The 16685-nt window shown below is 66.0% G+C and carries 16 protein-coding genes; 10 read left to right on the forward strand and 6 right to left on the reverse strand.

Annotated elements, in window-relative coordinates; genetic code table 11:
* The first annotated feature begins 11 nt into the window (after window positions 1-11).
* Both ACWPWO_RS09560 and ACWPWO_RS09565 read left to right on the forward strand, forming a co-directional pair.
* Complete coding sequence (locus ACWPWO_RS09560) at window positions 12-353, forward strand: hypothetical protein (RefSeq protein WP_454006416.1); 342 nt, start codon at window positions 12-14, stop codon at window positions 351-353.
* A 52-nt stretch (window positions 354-405) separates the two neighbouring features.
* Window positions 406-1113 (forward strand): glutathione S-transferase N-terminal domain-containing protein, encoded by a 708-nt coding sequence (locus ACWPWO_RS09565; protein WP_454006417.1) that lies wholly within the window; start codon window positions 406-408, stop codon window positions 1111-1113.
* Between the two features lie 284 nt (window positions 1114-1397).
* Here ACWPWO_RS09565 and ACWPWO_RS09570 read toward each other — a convergent pair whose 3' ends face one another.
* Window positions 1398-2264, reverse strand: coding sequence for a pirin family protein (locus tag ACWPWO_RS09570; protein WP_454006418.1), 867 nt, complete (start codon window positions 2262-2264; stop codon window positions 1398-1400).
* Between the two features lie 83 nt (window positions 2265-2347).
* Here ACWPWO_RS09570 and alkB point away from each other — a divergent pair, with 83 nt between their 5' ends.
* Window positions 2348-2995 carry a DNA oxidative demethylase AlkB gene (gene alkB, locus ACWPWO_RS09575; RefSeq protein WP_394060310.1) on the forward strand — a complete coding sequence of 216 codons (648 nt, stop codon included), beginning with the start codon at window positions 2348-2350 and terminating at the stop codon, window positions 2993-2995.
* Window position 2996: 1 nt separating this feature from the next.
* Here alkB and ACWPWO_RS09580 read toward each other — a convergent pair whose 3' ends face one another.
* Together ACWPWO_RS09580 and ACWPWO_RS09585 are read right to left on the reverse strand one after the other, a co-directional pair.
* Window positions 2997-3785, reverse strand: a complete 789-nt coding sequence (locus tag ACWPWO_RS09580) for a deaminated glutathione amidase (RefSeq protein ID WP_394060312.1) — start codon at window positions 3783-3785, stop codon at window positions 2997-2999.
* A gap of 48 nt (window positions 3786-3833) precedes the next feature.
* The gene (locus ACWPWO_RS09585) at window positions 3834-4586 is read right to left on the reverse strand and encodes a sulfite exporter TauE/SafE family protein (RefSeq protein WP_454006419.1); all 753 of its coding nucleotides are present in this window, start codon (window positions 4584-4586) and stop codon (window positions 3834-3836) included.
* 474 nt (window positions 4587-5060) lie between these two features.
* On the opposite strand from ACWPWO_RS09585, the gene ACWPWO_RS09590 reads away from it, so the two are divergent.
* Complete coding sequence (locus tag ACWPWO_RS09590; protein ID WP_454006420.1) at window positions 5061-6254, forward strand: MFS transporter; 1194 nt, start codon at window positions 5061-5063, stop codon at window positions 6252-6254.
* 166 nt (window positions 6255-6420) lie between these two features.
* On the opposite strand, the gene ACWPWO_RS09595 is transcribed toward ACWPWO_RS09590, so the two are convergent.
* Window positions 6421-7620 carry an MFS transporter gene (locus tag ACWPWO_RS09595; protein ID WP_454006421.1) on the reverse strand — a complete coding sequence of 400 codons (1200 nt, stop codon included), beginning with the start codon at window positions 7618-7620 and terminating at the stop codon, window positions 6421-6423.
* A gap of 102 nt (window positions 7621-7722) precedes the next feature.
* Here ACWPWO_RS09595 and ACWPWO_RS09600 point away from each other — a divergent pair, with 102 nt between their 5' ends.
* The 3 genes from ACWPWO_RS09600 to ACWPWO_RS09610 all read left to right on the forward strand — a co-directional run bounded on the left by ACWPWO_RS09600 (window position 7723) and on the right by ACWPWO_RS09610 (window position 10031).
* Window positions 7723-8505, forward strand: a complete 783-nt coding sequence (locus ACWPWO_RS09600) for an AraC family transcriptional regulator (RefSeq protein WP_454006422.1) — start codon at window positions 7723-7725, stop codon at window positions 8503-8505.
* 13 nt (window positions 8506-8518) lie between these two features.
* Window positions 8519-9721 (forward strand): benzoate/H(+) symporter BenE family transporter, encoded by a 1203-nt coding sequence (locus tag ACWPWO_RS09605; protein ID WP_454006423.1) that lies wholly within the window; start codon window positions 8519-8521, stop codon window positions 9719-9721.
* A gap of 121 nt (window positions 9722-9842) precedes the next feature.
* Window positions 9843-10031: a DUF3008 family protein gene (locus ACWPWO_RS09610; RefSeq protein ID WP_394060323.1), complete on the forward strand. Its 189-nt coding sequence runs from the start codon at window positions 9843-9845 to the stop codon at window positions 10029-10031.
* On the opposite strand, the gene ACWPWO_RS09615 is transcribed toward ACWPWO_RS09610, so the two are convergent.
* Window positions 10032-10790 (reverse strand): LamB/YcsF family protein, encoded by a 759-nt coding sequence (locus tag ACWPWO_RS09615; protein WP_454006424.1) that lies wholly within the window; start codon window positions 10788-10790, stop codon window positions 10032-10034.
* On the reverse strand, window positions 10787-11746 hold the full coding sequence (locus ACWPWO_RS09620; RefSeq protein WP_454006425.1) for a LysR family transcriptional regulator: 960 nt from the start codon (window positions 11744-11746) through the stop codon (window positions 10787-10789). Before ACWPWO_RS09620 ends, ACWPWO_RS09615 begins: the two co-directional genes overlap by 4 nt.
* A 140-nt stretch (window positions 11747-11886) precedes the next feature.
* Here ACWPWO_RS09620 and xdhA point away from each other — a divergent pair, with 140 nt between their 5' ends.
* The 3 genes from xdhA to xdhC are packed head-to-tail and all read left to right on the forward strand — an operon-like array spanning window position 11887 to window position 16672.
* On the forward strand, window positions 11887-13386 hold the full coding sequence (gene xdhA / locus ACWPWO_RS09625) for a xanthine dehydrogenase small subunit (RefSeq protein WP_454006426.1): 1500 nt from the start codon (window positions 11887-11889) through the stop codon (window positions 13384-13386).
* Window positions 13383-15710, forward strand: coding sequence for a xanthine dehydrogenase molybdopterin binding subunit (gene xdhB / locus ACWPWO_RS09630; RefSeq protein ID WP_454006427.1), 2328 nt, complete (start codon window positions 13383-13385; stop codon window positions 15708-15710). Before xdhA ends, xdhB begins: the two co-directional genes overlap by 4 nt.
* On the forward strand, window positions 15707-16672 hold the full coding sequence (xdhC, locus tag ACWPWO_RS09635; RefSeq protein ID WP_454006428.1) for a xanthine dehydrogenase accessory protein XdhC: 966 nt from the start codon (window positions 15707-15709) through the stop codon (window positions 16670-16672). The genes xdhB and xdhC overlap by 4 nt, the downstream gene beginning before the upstream one ends.
* Window positions 16673-16685 lie beyond the last annotated feature (13 nt).

The following is a 16685-nucleotide window of genomic DNA, read 5'->3' on the forward strand; positions in this document are numbered from 1 at the left end:
GGTATGAATCAATGAGAACTGGTGTTATGAACACGCTGCTGCGCAGCCCGGGGCCATGCCTGCTCCTGATCGGCGCAAGCGCCTGGGCGCAAGCCCCGGAGCCGGTCCGCGGCCCGGAGAGCTGTGTGGAAGTGGAGGTCAACGGCCAGCGCACGCCCTCGTACGAGTGCTTGCAGCAGCGCCTGTCGCCCGAAGGGGCCAAGCGCCCTCCCGCCCTGCCCCGGTCCGAACAGCAGGTGTTGCAGGCGCCCAACTCGCTGGGCATGCCCGTCCCGGCCACGCTGGGCAACCGCATGGGTAGCCAGTTCGGCCGGTCCGCCTTCCCGCAGCGTCCCGCGCCCGCGCCGCAATGAGCAAGGCTTGCTACTATAGGCAGGTCTCATTCACGCCATCGGCAAGAAAACCATGACTACAGACCTGTCCTCTTTCCCCATCACCCGCAAGTGGCCCGCCCGGCATCCCGAGCGCCTGCAGCTGTACTCCCTGCCCACGCCCAATGGCGTCAAGGTGTCCATCATGCTGGAAGAAACAGGCCTGCCCTACGAACCGCACCTGGTCAGCTTCGAGCGCAACGAGCAGCTGAGCCCTGAATTCATTTCGCTGAGCGCGAACAACAAGATCCCCGCCATCCTGGACCCGGACGGGCCGGGCGGGCGACCCTTGGCGCTGTTCGAGTCAGGCGCCATCCTGGTCTACCTGGCCGACAAGACGGGCCAATTGATGCCCGAAGATCCGGCCCTGCGCTACGAGGCCTTGCAATGGCTGATGTTCCAGATGGGCGGAGTCGGCCCCATGTTCGGCCAGTTGGGCTTTTTCCATAAGTTCGCCGGCAAGGACTATGAAGACAAGCGGCCGCGTGACCGTTATGTGGCCGAGTCCCGCCGCCTGCTGGGCGTCATGGACCGGCATCTGCAGGGCAAGGAGTGGATGATGGGCCGGGACTATTCCATTGTCGACATCGCCCTGTTCCCCTGGGTGCGCAACCTGATCGGCTTCTACGAAGCCAGGGAACTGGTGCAATTCGAGCAATTCAGCAATGTGGCCAGGGTCCTGCAGGCCTTCGTGCAGCGCCCTGCCGTTCAGCGCGGGCTGAACATACCGGCCCGCGACTGACGGGCTGCAAGGGCGCCGGGCTGAACCGCCGCGCATCCCAATAGCCCTGCTCGAAGACAGGTCTTGGCCCGACGGGGCGTCATCTCTACGTACAATCGCCCCCTTATAGAGCGTGAGCGGCCCTGCCGCTCCGCCTGGCTTGCCGTCACATTAAAAAACCGTTCTGCCGCTACTTGCAGACATAGGCAAATCCACCAGTCCTGACGTGCAAGCCTTTCCCGGCCCTGGCATTGATCCAGGGCCTTTTTTTATGGCGCCGGATGGCGTATCGGCAGCGTCCGCGTTCAATACTCCGGCAAGGGGATGAAGTCCTGGTTATCCAGCGGCGGCAGCATGATGCGGCCGTTCTGCCAGTCATCCTTGGCCTGTTCGATGCGCTCCTTGTGCGAGGACACGAAGTTCCACCAGATGTGGCGCGGCCCCAGGGGCTCGCCGCCCAACAGCATCAGGTGACTGTCCTGGAAGGCCAGGATGCGCGGCGCATCGCCCTTGGCGAACACCACCATCTGGCCGGCCTCGTAGCGCTGGCCGGCCACCTCCAGGCCGCCGCCGCAGATATAGATGGCGCGCTCCTCGTGACCGCCGGGCAGGGGCACGGATTGCCCGGCCTGGGCGCGCAGCTCGATATAGAACAGAGGCGAATCCACATGCACGGGACTGGTCAGCCCCAGGGCCGCGCCGGCGATCAACCGCCCTTGCAGCCCCGTTTCGCTGATCAAGGGCAGTTGCTGGGCCGAATAATGGACGAAGTCCGGTTCCTGCTCCTCCTTGTCTTCCGGCAGCGCCACCCAGGCCTGGATGCCGTCCATGCGTCCGCCCTGCTGGCGCATCTGGTCAAAACGCTCCGAATGGCTGATGCCTGAGCCGGCCGTCATCCAGTTCAGGGCGCCGGGCGTGATGTCCTGCTCCACCCCCAGACTGTCCCTGTGGGTGATGGTGCCTTCGAACAGATAGGTCACGGTGGACAGGCCGATATGAGGATGCGGGCGCACGTCGGCCTCGCGCCCGATGGGCCCGGCCAGTTCCTGCGGTCCCATGCGGTCGAAGAAAATGAAGGGGCCCACCATGCGGCGCTGGCGAAAAGGCAGCACGCGCCCTACCTCGAAAGCGCCGATGCTGTGCTGTCGCTGATTGATGACGAGTTCCACCATGGGCGTCTCTCCTTGAACATATCCGGAACATGAAGGCAATCCCGTTTACTATACCGTCATCCTCCCGGTTTCTCCCATCACCCATGTCCAGCTTGTCGCTCTTCGAATCCCTGCCGGAGCCGCCTTTGCGCCTGGATGCCGGCCTGATCGCCCTGCCCGGCATGGCGGCCGCGCGCGGGCGGGCGCTGCGCCAGGAAATCGAGGCGCTGACCGCCCTGTCGCCATGGCGGCACATGCGGGTGCCTTCCGGCCAGCTCATGTCCGCCGCCCAGACCAGTTGCGGCCGCCTGGGCTGGATAACGGACGATCGCGGCTACCGCTACACGGCGCTCGACCCCCTGACCGGGCAAGCCTGGCCGCCCATGCCCGAGCTGTTCCAAGAACTGGTGCGCGAAGCCTGCGCTCACGCCGCGCTGGCGGACTTCCAGCCAGACACCTGCCTGATGAATCGCTACGACGCCCAGGCCCGCATGTCGCTGCACCAGGACCGCAACGAACGGGACCTGACCCAGCCCATCGTGTCGGTGTCGCTGGGCCGGGAGGCCCTGTTCCTGTGGGGCGGCCTGCGGCGCGCGGACCCGGTGCGCACGATACGGCTGCGCCACGGCGATGTGCTGATCTGGTGGGGGCCGGACAGGATGAAATACCACGGCGTCCGCCGGCTGGCGGGACCGCCCCATCCGGACTGGGGCGAGTTCCGCGTCAACCTGACGTTCCGGCGCGCCGCCTGAATTAGGCCAGCTGCGGCGAGGCGAAGCGCCGGTTGTCCAGCACCGGCAGGATGCGCCGCGCATAGGCCAGCCGTTCGCGATCCAGCTCCACCAGCAAAAGCGCAGGCGCCTCGGCCGCCTGCGCCACGATCACGCCCAGCGGATCCACGACCAGGCTCTGGCCTATATTGCGTTCGCCGCATTCGCCGACCGCCACCATGTAGGCGGTGTTCTCCAGGGCGCGCGCCGTGGTCAGCACGCGCCAGTGATGTTCCTTCAAGGGGCCCTTGAGCCATGCCGAGGGTGCGACCAGCACCTGGGCGCCGTCGACGCTCAAGCGCCGGGCCAGTTCCGGAAAACGCAGGTCGTAGCAGGTCATCAGGCCCACTTTCAGGCCGGCAACCTCGATCAGGGCCGGAATGTCCTCGCCGGGCTGCACATAGGTGGACTCTTTGACGGAAAATGCGTCGTACAGGTGCAGCTTGTGATAATGGGCCAGCACCTGGCCATCGCGCAGCACGACCAGGGTATTCCAGACCTTGCCTTCGGCGGCCGGGGTATGGATGCAGAACACGACGGTCAGATCCGTATCGCGGGTGGCCGCGCTCAGGCGCGTGACGAAGTCGCCGTCCAGGGGTTGGGCGGCCTTGAGCACCAGTTCGGGGTCGGCCACGTTGCGAGCCAGCACGCCTTCGGGCAGCACCAGCAGATGGGCGCCGGCGCGCGTAGCCTGCTCGATCAGGCCCAGGCAACTGGCCAGGTTTTCCTGGACATCCTTGGATACGGCCAACTGGCCCAATGCAACTTTCATGGCGCTCTCCTGTGTTCTGCCGCGAGGACCATTCTAGCGCCGTCCCGCCTATCCCTGCAGCCCCTTGTAGATCAGCCACAGGCCGGTCAACAGCAAGAACCCCTGCAGCAGCCCATAAAAAGTATCGGCGTCCACGCGGCGCTGCAAGTACACCCCCAGGTACACGCCCAGCGGCACCCAGGGCGCCAGCACCAGGCAAAGCCAAAGATTGTCCACGCTGAACTGGCCCAGCCAGTAATACGGTGGCAGCTTTATCAAATTGAGCAGCAGAAAAAAGATATTGGTGGTAGCGATATAAACTTCTTTGTCCAGACGCTGCGGCAAAAGATAAATCTGCAGGGGCGGGCCGCCTGCATGGGAAACAAAACTGGTGAAACCGGAAAGCCCGGACCAGAACCATCCGCGCAAACGGCTGACGCCGCTCCTGCGCCTGGTTGCGTCGGCGGAGCGGCCTATGTTCAGCACGGCGTAGGATGCGGAAATCAATCCGATCAGCAAGAGGATATGCGCCGGCTTGAAAACGTCGAAGGCCCACCAGCCCAGCGCCGTGCCAAGCAGCGCGCCAGGCAGGACGATGCGCAGATTGGCCCAGTCCCATTTGCCGAAATATGCCTTCAGGCCCGTGAAATCGGCCAGGCACAACAAAGGCAGCATCACGGCGGCCGCCTGAACCGGCGGCAGCACCAACAGCAGCAAAGGCAGGCTGAAGCCGCCCAGCCCGCCGCCGAAACCGCCCTTGGAAATGCCCAGCAACAAGACGGCCGGAATGCCGGCCAGGTAGAAATATGGGTCCTGCAACATGGATCACGCCTTGTAGGGATGCACGGATCGCCCCCGGCGACCCTGCGCAGTATACGCCCCAGTTCCGCGGGGCCGGTACATGATCATGTTATGGTCAATTCGCTGATAATTGACATTTATAATATAGAAATAAAAAAACCCCCGATTTCTTTAAAGGAAACCAGGGGAAAGCTACCACAGGAAAATGATCGGATACAAATATATACCCAACACCGCCATTCTATAGAAAACGAAAAAAAATTGTCTACATAAGTTGATTACAGAAACCGGTATGGCAGAAGCCGTAAAATCGTGGTATTGCTCGAGGTTTTCAAAACCGAAACGGACAAATAATATTCATATTTGAAAACAACAAGCTTCAAAAACCTAGGGTTTTCCCTTGAGAGATGGGGGACGTCTGCGCGACAATAGCGTTTTTATCTCTGAAGCGCGCGCCTGCGAGCGCAAGCGGCGCGCCGTCCTGCATTTCTCAACATGTCCCACGCTCCCTCTCCAGCCGGTTCCGCCCGGTTGCTCCGTCGTCACGTGTTCCTGGCCGTCCTGGCTCTGGCAGTGGGCGGTTTTTCCATCGGCACGGGCGAATTCGTCATCATGGGGCTGCTGCCCGATGTGGCGCAGGACCTGGGCATAGACATTCCCACCGCCGGCCACCTGATCAGCGCCTATGCGCTGGGCGTGGTCATCGGCGCACCGGTGCTGGCGGTGCTGGGCGCGCGCTGGCCCTGGCGCAGGCTGCTCATCGCCTTGATGGGCGCCTACGCCGCCGGCAATCTGTACACAGCCGTGGCGCCTGCGTATTACAGCGTGCTGGTATCGCGCTTTCTGGCCGGCTTTCCCCATGGCACCTACTTCGGCGTGGCCGCCCTGGTGGCCGCCAGCCTGGTGCCCGCCCACAAGCGCGCCCAGGCGGTGGCCTACGTCATGCTGGGCCTGACCGTGGCCACCCTGGCGGGCGTGCCGCTGGCCACCAGCCTGGGGCAATGGCTGGGCTGGCAGGCCGCCTTCATCTTCGTCAGCGTCATTGCGCTGCTGACCATGGCGCTGATTCTGCGTTTCGTGCCATTCATGCCGGCCAACAAGCTGGCCAGCCCCTTGCGCGAACTCAATGCGCTCAAGCGCAAGCAGGTCTGGCTGACTCTGGGCATAGGCGCCATAGGCTTTGGGGGCATGTTCTCGGTGTTCAGCTATGTCAAACCCACGCTGATGGAACTGGCCGGCCTGACCATCCACGCCATCCCCGTCGTGCTGGCCCTGTTCGGAACCGGCATGGTGCTGGGCAATCTGCTGGGTGCGCGCTATGCGGACCGCCACCTGGACCGCAGCATCCGCCTGGTGCTGATCTGGGCCGCCGCGGTGCTGCTGCTCTTCATGCTGACCGCGCACAGCCCCATCCTGGGCCCGCTCAACATCCTGCTGATCGGCACCGTGGTGGACCTGGGCCCGGCGCTGCAGATCCGCCTGATGGACGTGGCCGGCGACGCGCAGACCCTGGCGGCCGCCTTGAATCACTCCGCCTTCAACCTGGCCAATGCGCTGGGCGCCTGGCTGGGAGGCCTGACCGTTTCGGCCGGCCTGGGCTGGACCTCCACAGCCTGGGTGGGCGCCCTGCTGGCCCTGGGCGGCCTGGGCATCCATGCCGTCTCACTGCGCCAGCGCCCGCAATCCTGAGGGCCTGAGCCGCCTTGCTCGCCACCCGAACGTCAGTCACGTCGTGAAGCACTCCGGCCTGTCGGCCGGGGCTTCTGCCGACAATGCGGGGACGTCCGCAGGGCGGCGTCGCCGCTGCCTTGCGTGCGCTGGTCGTGAGCGGCGAGGCTGGCGCGAAGACGGGAAATCAGGCGCTCTTTTTCTGGACCGGCGCCGGCCGCGCGGCCAGCACGCCGGCGCACACCATGCCCAGCGTCACGAGCAGGCACAATCCCAGCGCCCAGCCCCAATTGCCGAACAGATCGTGCAGCCCGCCTATGGCCGGCGGCCCGCAGGCCGCCAGCAGGTAGCCCACGCACTGCGCCATGCCCGACAGCGAGGCCGCCTGGGAGGTTGAGGTGGAACGCAGGCCGATCAGCGACAGCGCCACGATGAAGACGCTGCCGCTGCCAAAGCCGAACAGCAGCGACCACAGCAGGGACCAGGACGGCAGGATCAAGAATCCCACCATGGTCAGGGTCTGCAGGGCCGCGCCCGCAAATGCCACGGGCCGCTGGTCCTTCAGGCGGTTCAGCAAGGGCAGCAGCACCAGGCCGGGCACCGCCGAGCACAACTGCATCAGCCCGTGGATCTGGCCGGCGCGATCCGCATCGAACCCATGGCTCACCAGCATGGCGGGCAGCCAGGTGGCAATCATGTAATACGCCACGGAGTTCAGGCCCATGTACAAGGTGATGTACCAGGCAAGCGGCAGGCACCACACCGAGGCTGCGGCCTTGCCGGCGGCCCCGGCGGCCTGGCCGGCGCTGCGATCCGCTCCCAGCTGGGTGAACCAGACCAGCACGCTGGCCAGGGCGACCAGGCCGATGGCCGAGGAGGACCAGCGCCAGCTCTGCCCGGCCAGATCGGCCAGAGGCACGGCCACGGCGGAATTGAAGGCGGCGACCACCCCCATCACCAGCACGTACAGCGAGGTGACGAAAGCGATGCGCTGCGGAAACTGCTGCTTGACCAGGGACGGCAGCAGCACATTGGCGATGGCGATGCCCACGGCCAGCAGAGCCATGCCCATGAACAGCGCGATGGTCCCGCCCAGCACCCGGATCGCCACCCCGGCCAGGATCAGGGCGGCGGCCAGGAACAGGGAGCGGAACAGGCCCAGCGCGCGCGCCAGCGAGGCGGCCAGCAGCGAGACCACGGCGAAGATGAACAGCGGCATGGCCGTCAGCAGCCCGGCCGCCGTGGAGGACAGCGCCAGGTCGCTCTGGATAAGCTCCAGCAAGGGGGCGATCCCGGTCACCGGGGCGCGCAGGTTGGCGGCGATCAGCAGGACGCCGAGCAATACCAGCATGGGACGGGACGGAAAGGGAAAAGCAAAGCGGGACATGAAATACAGCGGAAGTTTTTTTGAGAGCCTACACTCTATCTTGTTTTGCGCACGACGTAATCACGATATCATGACAATTCATATCTCAAAACAGACAATCGCATGAGCTTTGATCCCGATTCCTACGCCTGCCCCGCATTCAGCGTCAAGGTGGCCATCGGCGGCTGCCCCAAGGAAGTGCCGCTGCACGTGCACCGCAAGGGCCAGCTCATCATGACCCAGCACGGCGCCGTCACCTTCCAGGCCGACGAAGGCTACTGGATGGTGCCGCCGGGCTGCGCCGTCTGGGTGCCGGGCGGCATACGGCACTGCAACCATGCGGCGGCCAACGCCCTGATCCACTTCCTGTTCATCGAGCCCGGAGCCGGCAGGCTGCCGGACCATTGCTGCACGCTGGAGATCAGCCCCATGCTGCGCGAGATGATCATGCACCTGAGCGAGCGGCCGCGCGAATACGGCCCCTACAGCGCCACGCATCGCCTGGTCCAGGTCCTGCTGGAAACCCTGAGCGAGATGCCGACCCGTCAGCTGCATGTGCCGCTGCCCGAGGACCGCACCCTGCAGGACATCGCGCGCCACATCCTGCGCGCGCCGGGCGAGCGCGTCAGCATGGCGCAATGGGCCAGCAGCGTGGCCATGAGCGAGCGCACCCTGGCGCGACATATTCTAAAACACACGGGAATGACGTTCGGGCGCTGGCGCCATCAGCTGATGATGATGCTGGCGCTGCAGAAGCTGACGTCGGGCATGCCGGTCAAGAGCACGGCGCAGGAGCTGGGCTACGAATCCACCAGCGCCTTCATCACCGTATTCAAGTCCATTCTCGGCGACACCCCCAGCCGGTATCTGAACCAGACGCAGTCGCGCCAGCACACCCATCATTGAGATCCACACCTCCATGTCCTCCACCCCCTCCTCCAGCCTGCCCCCCCTGCACCGCCTGCTGAGCTGGTTCCAGATCTCCCACATGTCCGCCGGCCTGATCGCCGTGCTGGTCGGCTACACCAGCTCGGCCGCCATCGTGTTCCAGGCCGCCCAGGCCGCCGGCGCCAGCACCGAGGAGCTGGGCTCCTGGATGTGGGCCATCGGCATAGGCCTGGGCTTTCTGTCCTGCGGCCTGTCGCTGCGCTACAAGATCCCCATCCTGACGGCCTGGTCCACGCCCGGCGCCGCCCTGCTGGCCACCGGGCTGGTCGGCCTGCCCATGTCGCAGGCCATCGGCATATTCCTGTTCTCCTCGCTGCTGACCACGCTGTGCGGCCTGACCGGCAGTTTCCAGAAACTGATGCAGTACATGCCGCGCAGCATAGCGGGCGCCATGCTGGGCGGCATCCTGCTGCGCTTCGGCCTGGATCTGTTCGGCGCCATGCAGACCCAATGGCTGATGTGCATCGCCATGTTCGTCGTGTTCCTGTTGGCGCGCCAGTGGTTCGCCCGCTATGCGGTTCCCCTGGCTCTGCTGTGCGGGGTGCTGATCGCCGCCCTGCAAGGGCTGCTGAAGGTGGAGGTGCTGAGCTGGACGCCGGCCAAGCCCGTGTTCACCTGGCCCGAATTCTCCTGGACCGCGCTGCTGGGCGTGGGCATCCCCTTCTTCATCGTCACCATGAGCTCGCAGAACGTGCCCGGCGTGGCCGTGCTCAAGGCGCACAACTATGACGCGCCCAACTCCACCGTCATCAGCTGGACCGGCATCATGGGCCTGATCCTGGGGCCCTTCGGCGGCTACGCCTACAATCTGGCGGCCATCAGCGCCGCCCTGTGCATGACCCCCGAGGTCGACCCCGATCCGCGCCAGCGCTACCGGGCCAGCGTCTGGGCCGGGCTCTTCTATTTTGCGGGGGGAATCTTCGGGGCCACGGTGGTCAGCCTGTTCGCCGCCTTCCCGACAGAACTGATCGCGGCCATCGCCGGCCTGGCGCTGCTGGGCACCATAGGCAACAGCATCCATATGGCGCTGGAGGCGCCCGATACGCGCGATGCCGCTCTGGTCACTTTCCTGACGACGGCCTCGGGCATGAGCCTGCTGAACATAGGCAGCGCCTTCTGGGGCCTGGTGTTCGGCATGGCCATCTATTTGATTCAGAAACGCAAGCCGGCCTGATCCCGGCCCTGCGCGAGCAGGGCCAGACACGGCAAACAACGCTCACAATTGCTTGCCCGCGGCGCGGCGCTTCTTGGCATGCTGTGCATATTGCCTGAACTGTTCGACAAGGAGGACGCTCATGCCCGCCCAATCCCAAGCCCAGCAGAAGGCCGCCGGCGCAGCCTTGGCGGCCAAGCGCGGCGAGACCAGCCCATCCAGCCTGAAGGGCGCCGCCCGCGAGATGTACGACAGCATGACCGAAAAGGAGCTGGAGGAACTGGCCAGCACCGACACCGCGCGCAAGAACCTGCCCGAGCACAAGGACTGATCAGACCGCCTGCACGCCTATGTCGCGCTCCTGGAAGGCGGCATGCAGACGGCGCGCGAAATCGGCCGCATCCGGCTGGTCGCCATGCAGGCACAAGGTATCGGCCTTGAGCTCGACGAGCTCGCCCGACAGGCAGGTGACCTGGCCCTGTTCCACCATCTGCAGCACCTGCCGCACGGACTGCTCCGCATCGGTGATCATGGCGCCCGGCTGCTGGCGCGGCGTGAGGCTGCCGTCGGGCTGATAGCTGCGGTCGGCGAACACTTCCTGAGCCACGACCAGGCCGGCCTCCAGACCCGCCTGCACCTGCACGCTGCCGGCCAGCGCATAGAGCACCAGGCCGGGGTCCACGTCCGCCACGGCGCGGGCGATCGCCTGCGCCAGGGCGGGATCGCGCGCCGCCATGTTGTACAGGGCGCCGTGCGCCTTTACATGATGCAGGGAGCCGCCCTGCGAACGCGCCACGGCGGCCAGCGCCCCCACCTGCACCACGACCAGGTCGTAGGCGTCCTGCGGCGTCACGGCCATGACCCGACGACCGAAGCCGGCCAGGTCGGGCAAACCCGGATGGGCGCCCACGCGCACGCCGTGCTCCAGCGCCAGCGCGACGGTGCGCCGCATGGTGGCCGGATCGCCGGCATGAAAGCCGCAGGCGATGTTCACGGACGACACCCAGGGCATGACCTCCTTGTCGTGCCCCATGGTCCAGGCGCCGAAGCTCTCGCCCATGTCGCAATTCAGATCGATGTAGTGTTTCATCTCATCAGCTCTCCCGCGCCGTTCGGCATCAATGTCCCGCCCAGCCGGTTGGCGGCCTCCGCGATGCAGCGCCGGAACCAGAGCAGTTCGGCGGCATGGTGCGTGCGCGGATGCCAGAGCTGGTAGAAACGCATGGCCGGGAAGCTCACCGGACAGGGCAGCACGGCGATGGGCAGCAGACGCGCATAATACTCCGCGAATTGCCGGTTGGTGGTGAAAACCATGTCGGTGCGGCACAGTATGCCCGGCACCAGGCCGAAGTACGGTACCACCATCTGCACCACGCGGCTGATGCCCTGCTCGGCCAGGCAGCCGTCGATGAACCCCTGCTTCTCGGACACGTGCACGGACGGCGCCAGGTGGGGCATCTCCAGGTAGTGCTGCAGGGAAAGCCCGCGCTGGGCCAGCGGATGCTGGCGACCGAGCATGCACACCACTTCGTCGTCGAACAGGCGCGCCAGATGCAGCTTCTCGGGCGGCTCCAGCCAGTTGCCGATGACCACGTCCAGTTCTCCTTCCTCCAGGGCCTGCACGTAGTCCAGGTCCGGGCTGATGGGGTGCACCACCAGCCGGGCCTGCGGCGCCTGGCGGCGCACGCGCTCGGCGATGTCGGGAATGAAGGAGCCGTCCAGGTAGTCCGGCGCCCCCAGATTGAACACGCGCGTGGACAGCGCCGGGTCATGCGGCTCGGCGGCGGTGGAGATGCGCTCGATGGCCTGCAGGGCCTCGGTGGCGTTGCGCAGCAGTTCCTGGCCGCGCTCGGTGGGCACCATGCCTTTCTTGCCGCGCAGCAGTATGGCGTCGCCCGTGATTTCCCGCAGCCGCCGCAAGGCGTTGCTCACGGCCGGCTGGGACATGCCCAGGCGGATGGCGGTGCGCGAAACGCTGTGTTCCTTGAGCAGCGACTGCAAGACCTTGAGTAGATGAAGATCCAATTGTTCTCGTAGTTTTGGCATGGCGTATGTAGTGTCCTCCGCCGTCATGGTAGATGCGACTGGACAGGCATGGGCAAAAATAGTGAACATCATCCCAAGCGAATGTCCGAGCCCAGGGCTAATGCTATCTTGGGCAGGTAAGAAACCAGCCGAGTGAGACCATGGAGACAAGACCCATTCGTTTTATTTATCGCGGTCAGGTGCAGGAAGTGACCCAGGCCCCCGCGACGCGAACCGTTTTACAGTATATACGCGAGGACCTGCACTGCACCGGCACCAAGGAAGGATGCGCTGAAGGCGACTGCGGCGCCTGCACGGTCATGGTCGGCGAACTGGGCGGCGACGGCCGCCTGCAGCTGCGCGCCGTGAACGCCTGTATCCAGTTGCTGCCCACCCTGGACGGCAAGGTGCTGTACACCGTGGAAGACCTGCGCCAGGACGACGGCAGCCTGCATCCGGTGCAACAGGCCATGGTGGACCTGCACGGGGCCCAGTGCGGCTTTTGCACGCCCGGCTTCATCATGTCCCTGTGGGGCCTGTACCTGTCGCACCCGCATGACGCTCCCCCGCCCTCGCGCGAACAGATCGACGACGTGCTCTCGGGCAATCTGTGCCGCTGCACCGGCTACCGCCCCATCATCGACGCCGCCCAGGCCATGCACCGCTACCCGGCCGCGCAATTCGACCGCGCCGCCGTGGAGAAGCAGCTGCAGGCCATCCAGTCCGACGGCATGCTGGCCTACCAGTATCAGGGCCAGACCTTCCATGCGCCGCGCACCCTGGATGAACTTGCGCGGCTGCGCGAGCAATACCCCGAAGCGCGCATCCTGGCCGGCAGCACCGACATAGGCCTGTGGGTCACCAAGCAGTTCCGCGACCTGCCCCACCTGATCTACATCGGACGCGTGGCCGAGCTGCGCGAACTGGCGCCCACCGCCGACAATGACCTGTACATCGGCGCCGGCGTGCTGCTGAACGACGCCTTCGACGCCCTGGTCAAGGACCATCCCGAACTGACCGAGCTGCGCCAGCGCTTTGCCTCCTTCCCCATCCGCAATGCGGGCACCCTGGGCGGCAACGTGGCCAACGGATCGCCCATCGGCGACTCCATGCCCGCCCTGATCGCGCTGCGCACCCGCGTGGTGCTGCGCAAGGGCGAGCGGGTGCGCATGCTGCCGCTGGAAGATCTGTATCTGGCCTACCAGAAGACCGCCATGGAACCGGGCGAATTCGTGCAGGGCCTGCTGGTGCCGCGCGACAAGTCCGGCTGGCAGTTCCGCACCTACAAGCTGTCCAAGCGCTTTGACCAGGACATCTCCGCCGTCTGCGCCGCCTTCGCCATCGAGCTGGACGGCGGTCGCGTGCGCAGCGCGCGCATCGCCTTCGGCGGCATGGCCGCCACGCCCAAGCGGGCCGCCCTGGCCGAACAGGCGCTGCAGGGCCAGGATTGGGACGAAGCCCGGGTACAGGCCGCCATGCAGGCCCTGGAACAGGATTACCAGCCGCTGAGCGACATGCGCGCCAGCAGCGAGTACCGCAGCCAGGCCGCCGCCAATCTGCTGTACCGCTTCTTCCTGGAAACCCGTCCCGACAACGCTCTGAGCGCGGCGCAACTGAATGTCTTCACCCGGGCGCAGGCCAGCCTGGAGGCACAACCATGAAAATCGAATCCAGCGAACTGATGAACAGCAGCGCCCCCGAGCGCGTGGGCGTGTCTTTCCTGCACGAGTCGGCCGACCTGCACGTGACCGGCGCAGCCACCTATACGGACGACATCCCTGAGCTGCATGGCACCGTGCACGTGGCCCTGGGCCTGTCCCAGAAAGCCCATGCGCGACTGCTGAACGTGAACCTGGACGCCGTGCGCCAGGCGCCGGGCGTCATCGCCGTGCTGACCGTGGCGGACATCCCGGCCGAGAACAATTGCGGCCCCATCATCCACGACGACCCCATTCTGGCCGACGGCGTGGTGCACTACGTGGGCCAGCCCATCTATGCCGTGGTCGCCGCCTCGCACGACCAGGCGCGCCGCGCCGCGCGCCTGGGCCAGGTGGAGTATGAGGAACTGCCCGCCATCCTGACGCCCCAGCAGGCCAAGCAGGCGCAGGCCGGCGTGCTGCCGCCCATGCACCTGGGCCAGGGCGATGCCGAGCGCGCGCTGCAATCCGCGCCCCACCGCCTCAAGGGCACGTTCCAGTGCAACGGTCAGGAACAGTTCTACCTGGAAGGCCAGATCTCCTATGCCGTGCCCAAAGAGTACGGCGCCGTGCACGTCTGGTGCTCCACCCAGCACCCCTCCGAGATGCAGCAGCTCATCGCCCATGCGCTGGGCGTGGGCGCGCACAAGGTCCAGGTGGAATGCCGGCGCATGGGCGGAGGCTTCGGCGGCAAGGAATCCCAGTCGGCCCTGTATGCCTGCCTGTCCAGCATCTGTGCGGTGCGCCTGCAGCGTCCGGTCAAGCTGCGCCTGGACCGCGACGACGACTTCATGATCACCGGCAAGCGCCACGGCTTCTACTACGAATACGACATCGGCTACGACGACGAGGGCCGCCTGCTGGGCGCACGCCTGGACATGACCGCCAATGCCGGCTTCTCGGCCGACCTGTCCGGCCCGGTGGCCACGCGCGCCATCTGCCACTTCGACAACGCCTACTATCTGTCGGACGTGGAGATGAGCGCCCTGTGCGGCCGCACCAACACCCAGTCCAACACGGCCTTTCGCGGCTTCGGCGGCCCGCAGGGCGCGCTGATGATGGAAGTCGCCCTGGACGCCATCGCACGCCGTCTGGGCAAGGATCCGCTGGACGTGCGCCGGCTGAACTTCTACGGCAAGAACGAGCGCAACGTCACTCCCTACGATCAGGTCGTCGAAGACAACGTGATCCATGAACTGGTAGCCGAGCTGGAGGCCAGCAGCGACTACCGCGAACGCCGCCGTCAGGTGCAGGCCTTCAATGCCGCCAGCCCCGTGCTGAAGAAGGGCCTGGCCCTCACGCCCGTCAAGTTCGGCATCTCCTTCAACGTCCCCGCCTTCAACCAGGCCGGCGCGCTGGTGCACGTCTACCGGGACGGCACGGTGCTGGTCAACCACGGCGGCACCGAAATGGGCCAGGGCTTGAATACCAAGGTGGCCCAGGTCGTGGCGCATGAACTGGGACTGAACCTGGACCAGGTGCGCGTCACCGCCACCGACACGAGCAAGGTGGCCAACACCTCGGCCACGGCCGCCTCCACCGGCACCGACCTGAACGGCAAGGCGGCCCAGGACGCGGCGGCCCAGATACGCCGGCGCCTGGTGGACGTGGCCGCCCAGGCCTTCGGCGTGGATCAGGACCAGGTTCGCCTGGCGAACGGCCTGGTGCATGTGGCCGGGCAGACCCTGCCCTTCTTCGAGCTGGTCGAGAAAGCCTATCAGGCGCGCGTCCAGCTCTGGTCGGACGGCTTCTACGCCACGCCCGGACTGCACTGGGACTCCAAGCGCATGAAGGGCCATCCCTTCTACTACTTCTCCTACGGCGCGGCCGTGGCCGAAGTCATCATCGACACGCTGACCGGCGAATCCCGCCTGCTGCGCGCCGACGTGCTGCACGACGTGGGCCAGTCCATCAATCCGGCCCTGGACATCGGCCAGGTCGAAGGCGCCTTCATCCAGGGCATGGGTTGGCTGACCAGCGAGGAACTGGTCTGGAACGCGCAGGGCAAGCTGACCACGCATGCGCCGTCCACCTACAAGATCCCGGCCATCAGCGACTGTCCTACGGACTTCCGCGTGCAGTTGTTCCAGAACCGCAACGCCATGGACTCCATCCACCGCTCCAAGGCGGTGGGCGAGCCGCCCCTGCTGCTGCCCTTCAGCGTGTTCAACGCCATCCGCGACGCCGTGGCCAGCGTGGCCGACTATCGCCGCGAACCGGAGCTGAACGCGCCGGCCACGCCCGAAGCCATCCTGCGGGCGGTCACCGGTCTGCGTCGCGCGCAATGACGAACTGGCCCTCTGTCGCGCTGGCCCGCTTGCGGGCCGGCGAGCGGCTGGTGCTGTGCTCGGTGGCCGAGGCCAAAGGCTCCACGCCGCGCACGGCCGGCACCGCCATGCTGTTCAGCCAGGACGGACAATGGCTGACCATAGGCGGCGGCCACCTGGAATGGGTGGCCGGCGAACAAGCCCGGGCCTTGCTGGCCCAGGACGACGCGCCGGCCTGGTTCCTGAGCCGCCTGACGCTGGGCCCTAGCCTGGGTCAATGCTGCGGCGGCGTGGTCACGCTGCTGCACGAAATTCTGGAACCGGCCGACCTGGACTGGATCGAAGCGCTGGACGCGGCCTTGCGCGCGGGCCAGCCTGCCAGCCGCCTGTCGCATCTGCTGCCTGCCGGCCAACGGCGCGTGCAGGTCCGTCCGGACTCCTGCGCCGGCTCGCGGCTCGAGCGCCAGGACGACCAGGGGCTGTGGCAGGAAGACCTGCCTCCCGCACCCATGACCATCCTGCTGTTTGGCGCCGGCCACGTGGGCGAGGCCCTGGTCCAGGTACTGGGCACCCTGCCCTGCCGCGTGCTCTGGATCGATGAGCGCGAAGACGCGTTCCCGGCCAGCGTGCCGGACAATGTCAGCATCGAGGCCACCGACATCCCGGACGCCCTGATCGAACAGGCGCCGCCCAACAGCTACTTCCTGGTGATGACGCACAGTCATGCGCTGGACCTGGAGCTGTGCCAGAAGATTCTGCGCCGCCTGGATACCGCCTACGTGGGCCTAATCGGCTCCATGACCAAGCGCTGCCAGTTCGAGCGGCGTCTGCAACAGCGCGGCCTGCCCAGCGCCCGCGTGCAGGAACTGGTCTGCCCCATCGGCGTGCCCGACATCACCGGCAAGGCTCCCTCCGTGATCGCCGTGGCGGTCGCCGCCGATCTGCTGGGCTATGCCTATCGCCTGGGCCAGCTGAGCCGCTGATCCCCCTTATTCT

It is taken from the genome of Alcaligenes sp. Marseille-Q7550, from assembly GCF_965112015.1.